The sequence below is a fragment of the Spectribacter hydrogenoxidans genome, assembly GCF_031846275.1.
Taxonomy (GTDB): Bacteria; Pseudomonadota; Gammaproteobacteria; order Nevskiales; family Salinisphaeraceae; genus Spectribacter; species Spectribacter hydrogenoxidans.
The window spans coordinates 155179-171919 of record NZ_JAVRIB010000008.1 but is presented as its reverse complement, the minus strand read 5'-3'; the positions used below and the strand labels follow the sequence as shown (position 1 = coordinate 171919).

The 16741-nt window shown below is 62.6% G+C and carries 14 protein-coding genes and 1 tRNA gene; 9 read left to right on the top strand and 6 right to left on the bottom strand.

Translation table 11 applies throughout. The features are described 5' to 3' along the window. Window positions 1–454: 454 nt before the first annotated feature. Window positions 455–688, bottom strand: a complete 234-nt coding sequence (locus tag RM532_RS09560; RefSeq protein ID WP_311653098.1) for a hypothetical protein — start codon at window positions 686–688, stop codon at window positions 455–457. Window positions 689–848: 160 nt separating this feature from the next. After that, window positions 849–1190, bottom strand: coding sequence for a hypothetical protein (locus RM532_RS09555; protein WP_311653097.1), 342 nt, complete (start codon window positions 1188–1190; stop codon window positions 849–851). Window positions 1191–2014: 824 nt separating this feature from the next. On the opposite strand from RM532_RS09555, the gene RM532_RS09550 reads away from it, so the two are divergent. Further along, window positions 2015–4645 carry a winged helix-turn-helix domain-containing protein gene (locus RM532_RS09550; protein WP_311653096.1) on the top strand — a complete coding sequence of 877 codons (2631 nt, stop codon included), beginning with the start codon at window positions 2015–2017 and terminating at the stop codon, window positions 4643–4645. A 384-nt stretch (window positions 4646–5029) separates the two neighbouring features. Here the strand turns inward: RM532_RS09550 and RM532_RS09545 are convergent. Further along, window positions 5030–5106 (bottom strand) — tRNA-Arg (locus RM532_RS09545). A 155-nt stretch (window positions 5107–5261) separates the two neighbouring features. Then, the gene (gene surE / locus RM532_RS09540; RefSeq protein ID WP_311653095.1) at window positions 5262–6056 is read right to left on the bottom strand and encodes a 5'/3'-nucleotidase SurE; all 795 of its coding nucleotides are present in this window, start codon (window positions 6054–6056) and stop codon (window positions 5262–5264) included. A gap of 199 nt (window positions 6057–6255) precedes the next feature. Here surE and RM532_RS09535 point away from each other — a divergent pair, with 199 nt between their 5' ends. From RM532_RS09535 to RM532_RS09500, 8 genes are all read left to right on the top strand, one after another. Then, window positions 6256–7002 carry a PEP-utilizing enzyme gene (locus RM532_RS09535; RefSeq protein WP_311653094.1) on the top strand — a complete coding sequence of 249 codons (747 nt, stop codon included), beginning with the start codon at window positions 6256–6258 and terminating at the stop codon, window positions 7000–7002. Between the two features lie 12 nt (window positions 7003–7014). After that, window positions 7015–8583, top strand: coding sequence for a hypothetical protein (locus RM532_RS09530; RefSeq protein WP_311653093.1), 1569 nt, complete (start codon window positions 7015–7017; stop codon window positions 8581–8583). A gap of 248 nt (window positions 8584–8831) precedes the next feature. Then, window positions 8832–10316, top strand: coding sequence for a class I adenylate-forming enzyme family protein (locus tag RM532_RS09525; RefSeq protein ID WP_311653092.1), 1485 nt, complete (start codon window positions 8832–8834; stop codon window positions 10314–10316). A 6-nt stretch (window positions 10317–10322) separates the two neighbouring features. Next, entirely contained in the window at window positions 10323–10925 is a 603-nt protein-coding gene (locus RM532_RS09520) for a hypothetical protein (protein WP_311653091.1), read from the top strand. Continuing rightward, window positions 10922–12715 (top strand): pyruvate, phosphate dikinase, encoded by a 1794-nt coding sequence (locus RM532_RS09515; protein WP_311653090.1) that lies wholly within the window; start codon window positions 10922–10924, stop codon window positions 12713–12715. Before RM532_RS09520 ends, RM532_RS09515 begins: the two co-directional genes overlap by 4 nt. A gap of 36 nt (window positions 12716–12751) precedes the next feature. Beyond that, window positions 12752–13270 (top strand): acetyl-CoA carboxylase biotin carboxyl carrier protein, encoded by a 519-nt coding sequence (locus RM532_RS09510; RefSeq protein ID WP_311653089.1) that lies wholly within the window; start codon window positions 12752–12754, stop codon window positions 13268–13270. A gap of 19 nt (window positions 13271–13289) precedes the next feature. Next, complete coding sequence (locus RM532_RS09505) at window positions 13290–14660, top strand: acetyl-CoA carboxylase biotin carboxylase subunit (protein ID WP_311653088.1); 1371 nt, start codon at window positions 13290–13292, stop codon at window positions 14658–14660. Window positions 14661–14665: 5 nt separating this feature from the next. Then, entirely contained in the window at window positions 14666–16120 is a 1455-nt protein-coding gene (locus tag RM532_RS09500) for a hypothetical protein (RefSeq protein WP_311653087.1), read from the top strand. Between the two features lie 134 nt (window positions 16121–16254). Here the strand turns inward: RM532_RS09500 and RM532_RS09495 are convergent, their stop codons facing one another. Continuing rightward, window positions 16255–16539 (bottom strand): type II toxin-antitoxin system RelE family toxin, encoded by a 285-nt coding sequence (locus RM532_RS09495; protein ID WP_311653086.1) that lies wholly within the window; start codon window positions 16537–16539, stop codon window positions 16255–16257. Beyond that, window positions 16505–16720: a type II toxin-antitoxin system RelB family antitoxin gene (gene relB, locus RM532_RS09490; RefSeq protein ID WP_311653085.1), complete on the bottom strand. Its 216-nt coding sequence runs from the start codon at window positions 16718–16720 to the stop codon at window positions 16505–16507. Before relB ends, RM532_RS09495 begins: the two co-directional genes overlap by 35 nt. Window positions 16721–16741 lie beyond the last annotated feature (21 nt).

Sequence of the window (16741 nt, the reverse complement as noted above, 5' to 3'; positions counted from 1 at the left end):
CAGAGCATCGATCAATATTGTATTCAACAAAAACATCCTTACTGCACGGCACACCGACGGGTCCACATCAGTCAACCCCTTTCTTGATTATCTACCTAGTTCAGCCAAGCTCACGGCATCGCCCGCTGGGTATCGATACTACGGCCATGACCCCCGAGTAGTTTTGCCATGGAGATCATGCAGCTACAGATGCAGCCGGACTTGTCGATGGCGGCGTTCATGCGGCGCCACGCTACCGAGTCCCAGTGCTAGCAGGTACCTGCTGCTGGAGCTGCGCTGGCCGAAAGGTGCTGGCTGCCCAGGCTACCGCTGCCGGCCACACATACCGAGCAGGTCACGATTGTTGTTCAGTATCGACGCTACCGGCACCAGACGACGATGGCCGCGGGCACAATCATCGACTCAACCACGCTGCTGAACCTCCCCGGTTATCCTGGAGCCTCGTAAGCTTGAGTCACACCGCCACTGCGGACTCGTCGAGTTGGTCGTAGTAGACGCTCACGCTGGTGTTGAGGCTGAGTTGCTCATGGCAAGCCATCTCTTTGCTCTGATCGCAAGTCGGGGATAACCGTCGCTGAACATCGATGCACTTGAGCATCCGTGAAAAGCCGGCCATCGTCATCTCGGCATTGGCGTTATCGACCTCGGCCAGGCTGACCGAACAAGGTAGCGCGCTCGACCAACGCATCCAACACTAAGGCATTACGTGCCCCTTTGTTCAGATCGCCTTCCCAGTGGCCCGGGATCATCCTCACCCGCTCGTCGACTTCAGGCGGACAGATATTCGAGGTTATATTTCCTCTCATCGAATGTTGCACTTTACGGTGGAGATCACGCCAGCTAACACCTCAAAATGCTGTCAGATACAGAAGTAACAATCCCAACAGGCCTACACTTGCATGCATGCCTACGAATTTCATAGGCAACCGGTCTTTGAAAATGAAACGAAAAAGCAACCCGCCGCCTATAAAACCGGCCGCCAGAACACCAAAAGCGGTCCAAGCCAGAGTGCTCGCGTCCGTGGTCAAATTCGCCAAGAGAAGCAATGCCAAGGCAAGAAATGCAGCCAAGCCGTGGCTACGACCCATGATGGCCGGCCGCCTTACCCGCAAGGCGGCTAAAATAGCCATCGCAGCCCCAACGATGGCGATAGCAACAAAAATAAAAAATGTGAACTGGACGAGTGTCATGTCATACCCCTGTTGATTGCTATTGCCTCAAGCAAGTTCTGCGATCCTTTCTCGGTGTGCGCCGAGGCAAGCTCAAAGCTTAGCGTTTCGTACCGAATATCATGGCCGACCATGAGCAACCGAAGCCATGCCATAGGCTCATGCGGATCGGACTCTCGCTGCTGGTGGATCGATAGCCCTGGGGATGGCATAACCGCGAACTTAATCTGCTAGCTGGCGGCGCCGACAACACGAACACGGTTGATGTATTTCGCGCTCGACAAGTCCTGACCGTGTTGCTGGAAAGCCCAGCATCGCGCGCTGCCGTGTGTGGCGACACAAATAAGCGAAGCTGATACTGGCGATGCCACGATTAGTTGGGGACCAACCAATCCGTATACCCCAAAATCCTCATAATCATTCTCTAGCCTTCAAATTGGCGCTCTCGCGTATAGCGGTGCTGACTCAGAATCAAGGCCATTTCACCGTCCACGGAAGGTTTCCACACCTTCCGAAAGGCATGTTTTTTGAATAGAGCAATTTGCGACGTCCCGCCCCAGGGAAGCCCACTCATAGGTCAGGAATGTCCACTACGCCCGGGGAAAGCCAGGCATCATCAAGCCACCGTTTAGACCGATGTCATATTGGAAGTGACTCGGAGTAGACTGGGAGGTCCATACACTGGCACGCTGCATATACAGATTTTCATGCATCCGTCCAAGCACAGTCCTCTCCGACTGGTAGTGACAATGGCTAGGATTCCGTCCACCCAACCCGGCAGCCCCTGGGAGATTCCCCGGCGTCACCTGACGCTTCCCAGCAAGCTCTGCAACAAGGAAAAGGCCGTGGTTGCCGTCACCGCCCCGCCGGGGTACGGGAAGTCAACGCTGCTTTCGCAATGGCAGCGCCAGGGTCATGGAAAGGAATATCGGGCTATTTCCCTCACGGCGCACCGGGACGATCACGAAGGGGACAAACTGATCATCGACCTCGCCGAGGCGATTGCGCGCCTGGACAAGACGAGCAGTGAGTCACTACTAGATAACTACGGACAAAAAGGCAGGCTGGCCCTGATCAGATCGTTGCTGGCGGAGTTCGGCTCCGACGGCCCCCGCGCCGCGCTGTTCATCGATGACGTACATGAATTCCTCGGGCGCCCCGCGGAGATGGTGCTGCGACTGCTGATCCGCCATCAACCGAAACGGCTACTGCTGGTATTCAGCGGGAGAGCGATTCCGGAGGCGGCGGTAAGTCAGCCCCTGCTGGAAGGGCGTCTATGGAAGTTCACCGGGAAGGATCTTGCGCTCACTGTTGACGAGATCACCGAGGTGCTACGGCAGCACTCGATCGTTCCCCGGGAAACGCTCGTGCAGGAGTTAACCGAGCGCACCCAAGGCTGGCCCGCAGTCATCAGGCTGATCGCCCTGACGCTGGAACAGGATGAAAAAGCACAAGATAGTTTCGTACGGCGACTCCGTAAAGCCGAAGCTCCGCAGGCACTTACAAACTACCTGAACGAGGTTCTGCTATCACAACAGTCCGAGCGCCTGAACCGTTTCTTGTTACGGATTTCGCTTCTTCGTCGGTTCTCCGCATCGACCGCGGCAGTGGTCACCGGCCTGAAGGGAGTAGAGGGGCTGATCGATGAACTGGAACACCGCGCCTTTCCTATCACTCGCAGCGGCACGATAGAGCCCACATACCAGATACACCCGCTGGTGCGCGAATTCCTCCTATCGCGCCTGCACCGCACGCGCCACACCCTCAACGAGGTCTGCGAGCGTGCCAGGGACTGCTTGATCGCGCACGACGAGATCGAAACCGCGATAGAAGTCTGCCTCGACGCAGAAAATCTGGACAGCGCGGCACAGTTGATCAACGAGCATGCGAGCCGTATCGCCCAGCAGTACGGGCGCCACACTACGTATCTCTATTGGATCAACAAGCTGCCCAAAAGCCTGCTCGTAAAGCGGCCGGAGATTCGTGTCAAACAGGCATGGTCCCTGGACTTCCTGCGACGCCACGAAGAAGCGGAGGCAATTCGCAGTACCCTCGAACAGGAATACCTACAGAGCAACGGCCGAGATGTGGACGACCACGATTGTTCGACGGCATTCCAGCTTGAACTCCAACAGGCCATCGAACTTCAGCGCTGCGTCGAAGCCGGCCTGCGCGATCAGGCAATAGCGAGTACGTCGCAGGCCAGGCGATGGCTATCCCGCTGGCCAGACGGACACCCATTCGACCGGGCAATAGCACATGCGGTCCTTGCCTTCTGCGTTAAGGCCCTGAGCGATTTTACCGAGGGGCTGGAGCACGCCCGAACCACACAGGCCCTTTCGCGGCAGTGCGATTCCCCCTACCCACTGGTTTGGGGGAGCATGCTCGCGGTATCAAACCTGATCAAGCAGGGGCTTTTCCGCCAGGCCCTGTACGAATGCCAGGAGTGCCTGTCGGAGCTGGAGCCAAGGCTGGGCGACCATGCCGCGGTCATGATGTTGCATACGATGCGAGCTGGCCTTCTGTACGAATTCAACCGGCTCTCCGAGGCGGGTGAAGCATTGGGCCGCGGCCTGACAGCGATGGTCGAGCAAAGCTCGGTGGATCCGATGATCATTGGATACGTAACCCTCGCCCGACTACAGAACGCCCAGGGACAGCAACTCGCGGCACTGGATACACTTGCCGAAGGCGAGGCACTGGGCCGCTCCCAAAGGCTGCCCCGCTTGGCGATCTCCCTCGCTGCCGAACGACTCGTCATACTCCTGCGCCACGGTGAGCTTGCCCAGGTAGAACAGCTCTGGGGGGAGTTAAACCGGTTTTTCTCAAACAATGTGGAATTCGAAAGGACTCTTCAAGACAAGGCCTACCGCATCCAGGCACGGATCGCACTCCTAAAGGGACAATTCTCGGAAGCTTGTGAGCTTCTGGCACCGGCATTACGGCATGCGAAACGGACGGGGCAGAAAAAAAAGCAGGTCGAGCTATTGTTGCTGCAAGCCCTAGCACTGCACGACGGTGGTGAGAACCGCAAGGCCATGAGCATTTTCGACGATGCCATCAATCTGTCCATTCCCGAAGGCTATATTCGAGTGTTCGCGGATGAAGGTGAACCCATGCGAGGGCTTCTGGAAACATACCGCCGAACCCCTGACTACTCGGATCACAGCCCCTTAACTGCAACATTTATCGACAAGCTGTTCGAATCTCTAAGCCTCGACGGCGGGAAACTAGATCCTAGGGCGGCCTCCGGTTCCACTGAGCAGGAGCCGTTGATCGAGCCGCTTACCTCGCGTGAGGTGCAGATTCTACAAAAGATGCAGTCGGGGCTATCTAACCGTGAACTTGCCGATACGCTGTTCATCACCGAAGGCACGCTCAAATGGCACCTTCGAAACATCTATGGAAAGCTGGGAGTGAGCAACCGGCTGGCCGCGGTGGCGCAGGCTAACGAGCTGAATCTGCTTGCCTCCTGACGACCGTAAGCGTCCCGTCAAGCGCACAGTTAAAATGCACAGCTTCTGGGGTGAATCGCCTCGTACTCTTGGGGTGCTAATTGTCCAGCGAGCTATATGGGCATTGTTCGTTGTAGTCAAGTTGCCAGCAGGGACGGCTTCACGCATATAGTCGAGCGTGGTGTTCGACCGCGCTCACACGGACCGTTGGAGCCCTACTCGAACGCTAGAAGCCGTTGATCACTTTTGGAGGCCGGCGAACTGGTTACGGAGAATGCGAGTCACAGACATATCACACCACTTTTCAGGGTCACACGTGCCGATCACCGGGCGTTCGCTCAAATCGCAACCTACGGAAATATAGCCTTACGGTTTTTCGTTTTCACGATATGTTACTTATTGATTTGGTGGGGCTAGCAGGATTCGAACCTGCGACCTACGGCTTAGGAGGCCGTCGCTCTATCCAACTGAGCTATAGCCCCAGGACGGGTCTATCGTAACCAATGACCAGCGGCTTAGCAGGCGGCTGCTCTACCCGACTGAGCTATAGCCCCGGCAGCGGCTACGTATCCTAGCAGCAGCCGCACCGCATTCCGATCAAACTGGTGCCTTATAGCCTCATCACGTCAGGCCTGCGTCAGCGGCCCGGTGCGATCATATCGGGCAAGCCATCCGCCAGATCGCTCATCGTTGAACCGCAGGTCATGTCAGTCAGCAGCGGGGTGACCGAAATGGCGTTTTCGGCTACCACGGCTAGGTCCGTGCCGGATTGATCCGGAGCGGGGCCGTAATCAAGGCAGATCCACCAATAAGGCACGTCGCGGCCATCGATACGGCGCTCCGGCACGAATGATGCCGCGGCCCGCTGGCCCTGCCGTGCCGCACGCAGACCGGTGACAGACTCCGGCCCGCAATCAGGAAAGTTGACGTTGTAATAAATACCCGTCGGCCAATCCCGGGCCAGCAGGGTTTCCAGCATCGGCACCGTAAAGCGCTCCGCGGTGGCCCAGGGCACGTCCTGACCGAAGGTGAATATCTGGCTCAGGGCGACGGCCGGAATGCCGCAGAGGGTGGCTTCCAGGGCCGCGGACGTGGTGCCGGAATAGGTCACGTCGTCGCCCAGATTGGCGCCGCGATTGATGCCGGACACCACCAGGGTGGGCGGGTCATCCTTCATAAAGTGCCGTCGCGCCAGAATCACGCAGTCGGTCGGCGTACCCTGGATGGCAATGCGCCGGGGCGCCACTTCGCTGGCGCGGATCGGCACCGTCACCGAAATGGCGTGAGCTGAGCCGGAGCGCTCGCTGTCCGGCGCGATCACCCATAGTTCGCCGCACACGGGTTCGAGTAGCCGGGTCAGCAGCTGCATGCCGGGCGCGTTGATGCCGTCATCATTGACCAGCAGCACCCGTTCCTGGGCAAGTCGGGACACGGCGTTTCCTCGTGCCGGGTCGACGGTCAACCACATCGCGGTGGCGCCGCCGAGCGTTGATCGGGTTGCGTAAGGTTACACAATATTGTACTACAATCGATGACGAAACCGATCGGCGGCCAGCGGCGTGACAACGCACCCGGTCGAGACCACCGACAGACAATACAATAATCGGGCAACCGGCCAGATGGAGGAGACCATGGCACGTTTACCCCTAGACGCCGACAAGTTCGGCGATCAGACACCTTCGGCCGTGGCCGATGCGTTTCACGGCGCGATCCATGACCTGATCCGCGAACGGCTTGATGCCAACGGCGGCGACTGGACAACCCTGGTGACGGGCGATGCGGCCTCCACATATGGCGCCGAGGATTTCCGCGCGGTGGAACAGCAGCTGCTGGACACCGGCCACCGGTTCGACTGGTCGGCAGCGATCTCGCCCCAGGAACGCCCGGACGCCTACCAGCCAGCCGCCGGCGTGACCGACGATGATCTCAAAACCTTCTGCTTCCAGCACCCCGATGCCCCGACCGGCGAACCCGAGGCCGATGGCCGCGAACAGCGCGGTTGCGGTGACAACGTGGTCAAGTACGGCGACAACCTCACCGGCACGGCCCGTTACGTACGCTCGAGCGCCCGGGTGCTGCAGTGGCTGACCGACGGCGTGCCGAACAATACCGTGGCGGTAATCGACGATTCGGGGGGCACGCTCACCGCCCCCATCCTGGAACAGTTCGCCGGCGTGATCTGCGCGGGCGGCACGGTGCGCTCCCATCTGGGCATTCTCACCCGCGAGTACGGCATTCCCTGTCTGATGAATGCCAAGGTGGACGGCATCATGGAGGGCGACACCGTGGAGATCGAGGTCTCGGCCAAGGCCAAGACTGCCGACGACTACCAGAGCGGGCGGGAAGTCACCGCCCGCGTCTGGCGGCTGAACCAGTAAGGAGCACGCGCGATGTCCCGAATCGAGCTCGACTACCCGCAGCTGCTGGAGACCAACAACCTCCTGCAGATCAACGGGGACGAAACCTACTGGCTGTGCGTGACCCGCACGGTGCAGGAATCCAAGCTGTTCCCGGTGCCGGCCTATATGCTGCTTTCCTACGCCATGGCCTTCTACCGCTACCCCTCGCTGCTGGCCAAGATCGAGCGCCACATGAAGGCGGAGGAGATCGGCGACCGCATGCGCAATATGGGCATTCGCTGCCAGGCGGTAGCCATGTGGGGGCTACCCTGCTTCTATCTGCTGGGGCGGGAATGGATGATCAACATGGGGGTGATCCGGCCCCAGGATGCTGCCGAGGACGTGTCTTACGTGCTCGATTTCTGGAAGCGGTTCCAGCTGTCCTGGCGACGCAACCACGGGCACCTGACTGCCGCCCAGGCCGGCCACCGGGCGCAGATCCTGCCCGAGCGGCAACTACAGGTCTTCCACGCCGATCTCTACGACTGCGCCGAGGACGACGAACTGCACGAAGCCGCCCACACGTTCGTGGCATCGGCCTCGCAGTACGCATTCCTGATCGCCTGTGAGTCCCGCATCAGCCTGCACAACCACGGCCCATACAACCTCGGCGAAAAGGACGGCAAGAAGCGCGAACTGCTCGTGCGCGATTTCATGGACCTGGCCGAATGCGACCTGCCCTGGCTGGACGGCGTGGCCGCCGACGTGCCCTACAATAACCTGACCGTGACCATGGCCGTGCAGGATTGCCACTTCAATATTCTGGACGACTGGGGCAGCTTCGAATCCGAACCGGAATTCCGGTCGCACCACCTGTGCGGCGTGGGTTTGTATACCTCCGATTCGCTCACCGACGGCTACGTCCCAGTCGGCATGGGCAGCGCCGAGGAACTCACTGCCACCTTCCGCGAACTCAACGACAAAGTGAAGGAAGCCACCGCCAACCTGTGGAAGCGATTTGCCGGCTACTCCCGCGACCAGATGCTGGATGCCGGGGCGATGACCTACTACGGCATCATCAAGGATCTTGCCCATGTCGCCGGCTGTTACGACCCGGATGACTGGATGAAGGTGGATGAGCGTGCCGAGCGTTTCCGGCCGCTGCTCAACGATGAGTACAGCCGGGACATGCTCGGTACCATCTGCGTCGGCGCCGGGCCGAGCCATCAGTTCAACGAGTACACGATGATGCAGCACTCGGACCTGCCGCAGAAAATCTACTCGCCGATCTCCTGCCAGCAGATTCTACGCGACGGGGATTACGTGCCCAGCGTCGGCGATATCTCGGCGGGCGTGACCTATCTGGACCCGAAGCAGGACCGCTATCAAACCAGTGCCGGGGTCATCGGCTACGAGGAATACAACCGCCGCGCCCGCGAGAATACCCCGCCCAGCTGCGCCGAGGAGTTCCGCTTCATGGACGAGACCTGGGTGAAATACAACCACCAGTCGGAAGCGGTGGAACGACTCTACAAGCTGCAGCAGAAAGGCTCGCGCAACCTCCAGGAGAAGGGCGCCGGACTCAGGCGGGATGATGTCGAGAAACTGCGCGACCGTTAAGAAAGGCAGTAACCGCAGATTACGCAGATTACGCAGATTTTCACAGATTCTCTCGAGAAGGGTTTATCCACAGATGCACCCCGATAAAGGCAGATTCATTAAGAAACCTCTCTTCGGATCATCTTCGTTGTTCCGGTTCTGGCCGCGGAAGATTTTCCATCCTTCCTATTCATAAATCTGCGCAATCTGCGAAATCTGCGGTTCCTTCTTCATTTAGCGGTTTCCTTCTTCCTTGAGTGCATCCTGAAATGACGCCAACCGCCAACGCCATGCAGATCGGCAGTCTGATCCGCCGCGCCGCGCAGCAGTTCGGGGAGGCGCCCTGTCTGACCGAGGGCGAACGCACCATCAGCTTCGCCGAGTTCGACGCCGCCACCGACCGCCTGGGCAACGCACTGCTGACGCTCGGCCTGTCGCCGAGCGAACGCGTCGGCGTGCTGATGCCCAACGGCATCGACTGTCTGATCGCCTACTACGCGCTGGCCAAGTCCGGACTGGTCCGGGTGGGCCTGAACACGCGCGAGACGCTCGACGATCATCGCTACAAGCTTGAAGAAAGCGGCAGTCGGGGCATCATCCATGCCGGCATCGACGGACTGGATGCCGAGATCAACATCGAGCCGAACCAGCTGACACAAATGATTGCCGAAGGCGACCGGACCCCGTGTGCCGTGGACCGCCCGCTGGACGCGCCCTACCGCCTGGGCTTCACCGGCGGCACCACCGGCAAGCCCAAGGGCGTGACGCTGACGACAGGCGGCGAACTGTGGGAGATCTCGTCGTTTCTGTCGGACCTGATGCCTGACATGCGTGAAGGCGATACCTTCCTCCACGCGGCCCCCATCGCCCATGCCTCCGGGGCGTTCTTCCTGCCGGCCATCGTGCGCGGGGTGCATTCGCTGATCATGCCGAAATTCGATGCGCAGGCGTTCGTCGAACTGGGCCATGCCAGTGGCGCCACCCTGACGTTCCTGGTGCCGACCATGCTGGCGATGATTCTGGAAGCTCCCGGGGTCGACGGCGCGGATCTCCGGTTTCGCCGCATCGCTTACGGTGCCTCGCCAATCGCCCCGCGGCTGCTGGAACGCGGCGAGACTCGCTTCGGCCGGGTTTTCGCCCAGGTCTACGGGCAGGCCGAATCACCCATGGTCATCAGCTGCCTGAAACCGGAGGATCACGACCGCATCGGCTCCTGCGGTCGGCCGTTCCCCTGCGCCGACGTGGCGGTGTTCGACGACGACGACAATCCCCTGCCCCCCGGCGAGATCGGTGAAATCGTCACCCGCGGCCCGCAGACCATGGCCTATTACTGGAATCGCCCCGAGGCCACCGACAAGGCGTTCCGAAATGGGTGGCTGCACACCGGCGACATTGGCTCCATGGACGAGGACGGCTTCTTCTACATCCTCGATCGCAAGAACGACATGCTCATTTCCGGTGGCTTCAACATCTATCCCCGCGAGGTGGAGGATGTGCTGCTGGCCTTCGAGGGAGTCGTGGAAGCCGCGGTCGTGGGCCTGCCGGACGAAAAATGGGGCGATCTCGTGCACGCCGTGGTCGCCGGCCGACCGGATCTGGACACCGATGCCCTGCTCGCCCATGCGAAGGAACATCTGGCCAACTTCAAGCGCCCCAAGGGCATCGACGTCTGGCCGGAGCTACCCAAGAGCGGCGCCAACAAGATCCTGCGTCGCGAAGTCCGCGAACGCCTGATCGCCGAAAGAGAGGAATAAAACCCCATGCAAGCCAAGCATCTGGTGCTGCACGGCATCGCCATCAAGAAGCACGCCACCGTGGACGAGGTGGCCGGCATCACCGGCCTGGACCGGGACGCCGTGCAGCAGATTGTCGACGACGCCGTCGCCGCCGGCCGCGTCCAGCAGGCCGGCGACAAGGTGATGCTGGCGCCGGCCGCCCAGATGGCGCTGAACGGCGAATACCGCAAAGCCTTTAGTGGCCTGCGTGAGGATGACGGCTTCCTGGCCGCCTACCAGGATTTCGAGAAGATCAATGTCGATCTGAAACAGGTCATCACCGAATGGCAGACCATGACGGTGGGCGGCGAGCAGGTCCCCAATGATCATTCCGATTCCGCGTATGACGACGCGGTCATCGACAGGCTCGGGGACGTGCACGAGCGGGTGGAAGGCGTGCTCGACCGGCTGGCAGCCAAGCTCCCGCGCCTGTCCCTCTACAAGGATAAGCTGCTGGCCGCGCTCGAGAAGGCCGAGGACGGCGACACCGCCTGGGTCAGCGACGCGCGCACCGAGAGCTACCACACCGTGTGGTTCGAGCTGCACGAGGATCTCCTGCGCATCACCGGCAACCAGCGTTCGGAATGAGCGAGCCCCGCTGGACAGTCATCCTAGACGGCAGCGCCCCGCCGCCGCGCGAACGCATCGGCGGCAAGGCCTGGTCTATCGCGCGCATGCGCTCGCTGGATCTGCCGGTGCCGCCGGCATTCGTGGTGACCACCGAGGCCTGCGCCGCCTATCAGGCCCAAGGCGACCTGCCACCCGGCCTGACGGACGAGCTGGCCGCGGGCGTGGCCTGGCTTGAAGAATGCACCGACCGAACCTTCGGATCCGGGCCCTCGCCGCTGCTGATCTCGGTACGTTCCGGTGCGGCGATTTCCATGCCCGGGATGATGGACACCATCCTCAACCTCGGGATCAACGAAACCACCATGGCCGCGCTGGCCGCCGAAGCCGGCGACGAGCGTTTCGCCCGCGACACCTACCGGCGGTTTCACGAACTCTACGCGGGCATCGTGCTCAAGCTGCCCGACCCGGATCTCGATCCCGACAGCGAACCGGCCGCGTGGCGCGCCTCGATCGAGCAATCCACGCCGCAGGGCGTGCCGCAGGACGTGCACGAGCAGCTTGCCGCAGCCGTGCGCGCGGTGTTCGATTCCTGGCAATCACGCCGGGCCAAACGCTATCGCAAGCACCATGGCATTCCGGACGATCTGGGAACGGCGGTGACGGTTCAGGCCATGGTGTTCGGCAATCTCGACGACACCAGCGGCACCGGCGTGCTGTTCACCCGCGACCCGTTAACCGGGGAGCGCAAGCCCTACGGCGAGTATCTCGCCCGGGCCCAGGGCGAGGATGTGGTCTCCGGCCGGTTCACCCCGCAGCGCATCGAGGAACTGGCGACGGCGTTGCCCGCGATCCATGACCAGCTGATGCAGGCCGGCGACACGCTGGAGGCCGAGAACGGGGACATCCAGGACATCGAATTCACGGTGCAGCACGGCACGCTTTACCTACTGCAATCGCGGACCGCCAAGCGGGCGCCGGCGGCGGCCGTGCGTGCCGCGGTGGAAATGGCGGTCGAGGGTCGCATCAACCGCCAGCAGGTCCTCGAGCGGGTTACGGCGTCCCAGGCCCGCAGTCTGCTCAAACCGCATCTGGCCGAGGGCGTGGCCGATCGCGCGGAGACGCTTGCCACCGGCCAGGGCGCCTCGCCAGGCGTTGGCGTGGGCATCGTGGTGACCGATTCCGACGAGGCCGAACGGCGACATGCAGCCGGCGAGGCGGTGGTACTGGCCCGCGCCACCACCAGTCCCGACGATGTTCACGGCATGCTCTCGGCCACCGCGGTTGTCACGGAACAGGGCGGCTCCACCTCGCACGCGGCAGTGGTCGGGCGTTCACTGGGCCTGCCCTGCGTCGTCGGCTGCGGGGACGTCAGCGTCACCGCCCTGGCCGGCCGAACGGTAACCGTGGACGGAACGGCGGGGGCAATCTACGCCGGCGCGCTGGACGTGGTGATCCCCGACGAACGGGCCGACAAACGTCTGGCCCAATTGCTGACCTGGGCGGCCGAGGCCAGCCCGCTGGCCGTCTACCGCCCCGAGGATGCGCCGGCGGAAAGCCATATCCTGGACCTTGACCGGATCGAAGGCGGCGAGGATCCCGAACGCCTGGCTGGCCTGCTGACCGGTCATACCGCGGCGCGCGGCGGCGCCATTGCCAGCGACGAAGGCGTGGCCGCGGCGGTGGCCGCCGGCCTGACATTCATCGTCGCCGAACCCACCCTGCCCCCGTTGCTGGCGGCAATCGCTGCCGGCAACGGGCCGAATGAAAGCCGGCCGACACCGGAAAGCCAGTCCCAGGGCCGGCGGTAGCCGGCCGTCCGAGACACAGCCCATGAGCAACATCCAATGACCGAGCGAGACAAACCGGCGGGCCTGACCGCCGAGGACATCAACCACCTGCTGGAGCAGTTCGAGGCCTCCGACTGGCGCGAGCTTGACCTGCGGGTGGGCGATACCCACCTGTTCGTCAGCAAGGACGGCCAGGCGCGCGGCATCGATCGGGGGCCGTCCGCGGCACCGGCCCCGCCATCCGCGGCCACGGCGTCCGCACCCGGGCAGGCGGCTGCTGCACCATCCGCACCGGCGCCACAAGCTGCCGCCGGTGATGACGGCGTTCCCGATCACTGGGTAGCCATCAAGGCGCCGAATCTGGGCACCTTCTACCGATCGCCCAAACCCGGCGCGCCGCCCTATGTGGAAGAAGGTCAGGCAATAGAGGCGGATACCGAGGTCTGTCTGATCGAAGTGATGAAGCTGTTCACTCCGGTAACCGGCGGTGTGGCCGGTACCGTGCGCCGCATCTGTGTGACTGACGGTGAGATGGTCGAGCACGACCAGCCGCTGCTCTACGTCGAGCCCGCGTAGGCGGACTCAGCACCGAGTCATGCCTATTCGTCGACTGTTCGTTGCCAACCGCGGAGAGATCGCCCTGCGCGTGATCCGCGCGGCGCAGACCCTTAACATCGAGACCGTGCTGGGCGTGTCCGCCGCCGACCGCGACGGCCTGGGCGCCGAGACAGCCGAACGGGTGGTGGTACTCGGCCCGGCGCCGGCCGGAAAGTCCTACCTTGATAGCCGGTTGGTGGTGCACGCCGCGCTGGCCACTGGTTGCGACGCCGTGCACCCCGGCTATGGCTTTCTGTCGGAACGAGCCGAGTTCGCGAGGCTGTGCGAGGACGAGGGGCTGATCTTCGTCGGCCCCCGGCCCGAAACCATCGATCAGGTGGGCGACAAGCTTCGTGCCCGCGAACTGGCACAGCGCAACGGCGTACCACTGGTGCCGGGCAGCCCGCTGCTCACCGATGCGAATGACGCCGCCGATGCCGCGGACGAGCTGGGTTACCCCGTGGTCATGAAGGCCTCGGCCGGCGGCGGCGGCAAGGGCATGTTCGTGGCCCGCAGCCGCGACGAGATCGCGGCCTCGTTCGAGCGCGCGTCTAACGAGGCCCAGGCGGCGTTCGGCGACGGCTCCCTCTACCTGGAACGCTACATCGAGACTGCCCGTCACGTGGAGGTGCAGATTCTGGGCGACGGCGAAGGCGGCGTCTGGCATTTCGGCGAACGCGACTGTTCGGTGCAGCGGCGCTACCAAAAGGTGGTGGAGGAGGCCCCCTGCGCCGCCATGCCCGACGACGTGCGCACGCAGCTGCACGCCGCCGCGGTGGATCTGGCGGCCGGCGTGCACTACCGCAACGCCGGCACGGTGGAGTTCCTGTACGACGTCGAGCGCCAGGATTTCCACTTCATCGAGGTCAACGCCCGCATCCAGGTGGAGCATCCGGTCACAGAGATGGCCACCGGCCGCGACCTGGTGGCCTGCCAGCTACGGCTGGCCGGTGGCGAGGACCTCGGCTTGTCGCAGGATGATATCCGCATCGACGGTCACGCCATCGAAGTACGCCTCAACGCCGAGGACCCGAACCAGGATTTCCGGCCCTCCCCCGGCCGGATCACCGCCTGGCGGCCGCCGACCGGCGAGCATCTCCGCCTGGACTCGCACTGCACCGCGGACAGCCTGATTCCGCCGTTCTACGACAGCATGATCGGCAAGCTGATCGTGCACGGCGACGACCGCGCGCAGGCGGTGCAACGACTGCAGTCGGCTCTGGATGACTTCGAGATCGAGGGCATCGCCACCAACCTGCCGATGCAGCGTTTCATCGCCGCACACCCGGATTTTGCCGCTAACCGCATCGACACCCGCTGGCTGGAGCAGACCGGCCTGCCGGCGTTCGCCCAAGACAAGGATTGCTGAAAGCCATGGCCCATATCGACTTTCTCGACTGCACCTTCCGCGACGGCCAGCAGAGCCTGTGGGGCATGCGCATGCAGGCCGGCATGGCGCTGCCGATCAGCCCCATCCAGGACCAGGCCGGCTTCCGCGTGATCGACCTGACCGGCTCGTCGATGTTCGAGGTGCTGATCAAATACTGCCGGGAAAATCCCTGGGAGGGCCTGGATCTGCTGGTGGAATCCATGCCGAACACGCCCATCCGCGGCGGCATGCGCGCCAACGCCTCGGTGACCTTCGGGGTCACGCCTGACGCGTTGATGGATGCCTGGATGCGCCAGCTCAACGTGCACGGCTGCCGCTCGTTCTGGATCTACGACGTGCTGTTCAACGTCGACAAGATGCACCGGCTGGCCGGAGTGGCCAAGGAGTTCGGCTCCGAGGTAGCCGGCTCGATCATGTTCACCATGAGCCCGGTGCACACCGACGAATACTACGCCGACAAGGCCGACAAGCTTTCGGCCTGCGACGACATCGACACCATCCTGCTCTACGACACCGCCGGCGTGCTTGAACGTGACCGCATGGAAACCCTGATCCCGGCGATCAAGGCCAATGCCCGCGGCAAGCCCGTCGAATTCCACTCCAACAACATTCTGGGCATGTCGGCACGAGCCTATATCGACGCCATCGAACTGGGCGTGAACATTATCCACACCGCCTCCAGGCCGCTAGCCAACGGTGCCTCGGTTCCCTCCACCGAGGTCATGGTCAAAAACGTCGAACGCATGGGGCACACCCACAACATCGACAAGTCGAAGCTGGCCCCGGTCGCCGAGCACATGGAAGCCGTGGGCAAGGCAGCCGGTTTTCCGGTGAACCAGTACTACGAGTACGATCTGCTGGCCGCCCGGCATCAGATTCCCGGCGGCATGCTTGGCACGCTCAAGGCCCAGCTGGTGCAGCACGGTCTGTCCGACCGCTTCGAGGATGTGCTGGAGGAAACCGCGATCGTGCGCCGGGAGCTGGGCTATCCCGGCATGGCCACGCCGTTCTCGCAGCTGGTGGGCACCCAGGCGGTGCTCAATCTCGTCACCGGCAAGCGCTACGGTACCGTGCCGGATGAGGTGATCCAGTATGCCGCCGGCTTCTACGGCGACCCGGTCGCACCGATCGACGAGGACGTGAAGGACCGCATTCTGAACGCCCCCCGGGCGAGGGCCGTGCTGGCCAACCCGCCCGAACAGCCCTCCATCGACGAACTGCGTCAGCGCTACGGCACCAGCAACGACGACGAACTGATCCTACGCGCCCTGGTGCCCCAGGCGGACCTCGAACGCATGTGGGCCGCCGGCCCGGTCAGGCGCGACTTCCCGCTGCTGTCCTCACCGGAACTGGCCCAGGCACAACACCTGATGAAGACGGCCCGCTCGCCGCTGGTGCAGATCCAGTCCGCGGCCATGGATCTGACGCTGCGGCGGTGAATCCGGTGTCGCCGCGCATGGTGCCCAACCTGCAATCCTCTCCCCTGACCCCTCTCCCGCACGCGGGAGAGGGGAACGCGGAATCGGCATTGTCACTCCCCTCGCCCGCGTGCGGGAGAGAGGAATCGGGCCTTTCAGCGATAGACGGTCTTTCGGTGGCCGACCGCCAGCACCAGTACCGTGATGCGTGAATCCTCGATCCGACAGATCAGTCGATACGAGCCGAGCCGATACCGCCATAGCCCCTGCATCCCGTGGCGCAGCGGCTTGCCGAAACGGCGCGGATCCTCGGCAGTGACAATACGTTCGCGTAAAAACGCCAACAAATCACGCTGGACCGGCGGATCGAGTTTCCGGAGCTCACGCCTGGCCCGGTCATCGAACTCAACGCTCCAGGTCAACCCCGCGCTCCAGGTCATCCAGACTCCAGAGCGGCGCATCGGACGCCTTCAGGCGCTCCTCGGCCAGATAGGTATCCTCGAGGTCTTCGATATGTTCGAGAATCGCTTCACGCACATAGTAGGTCTTGGTACGTCCAGTCTTCTCGGCCAGACGGATCAGGCGCTCTTCGATGTCCCTGGGCAGACGAATGGCAAGCACGGGAGGCCTCCGGCGGCGATT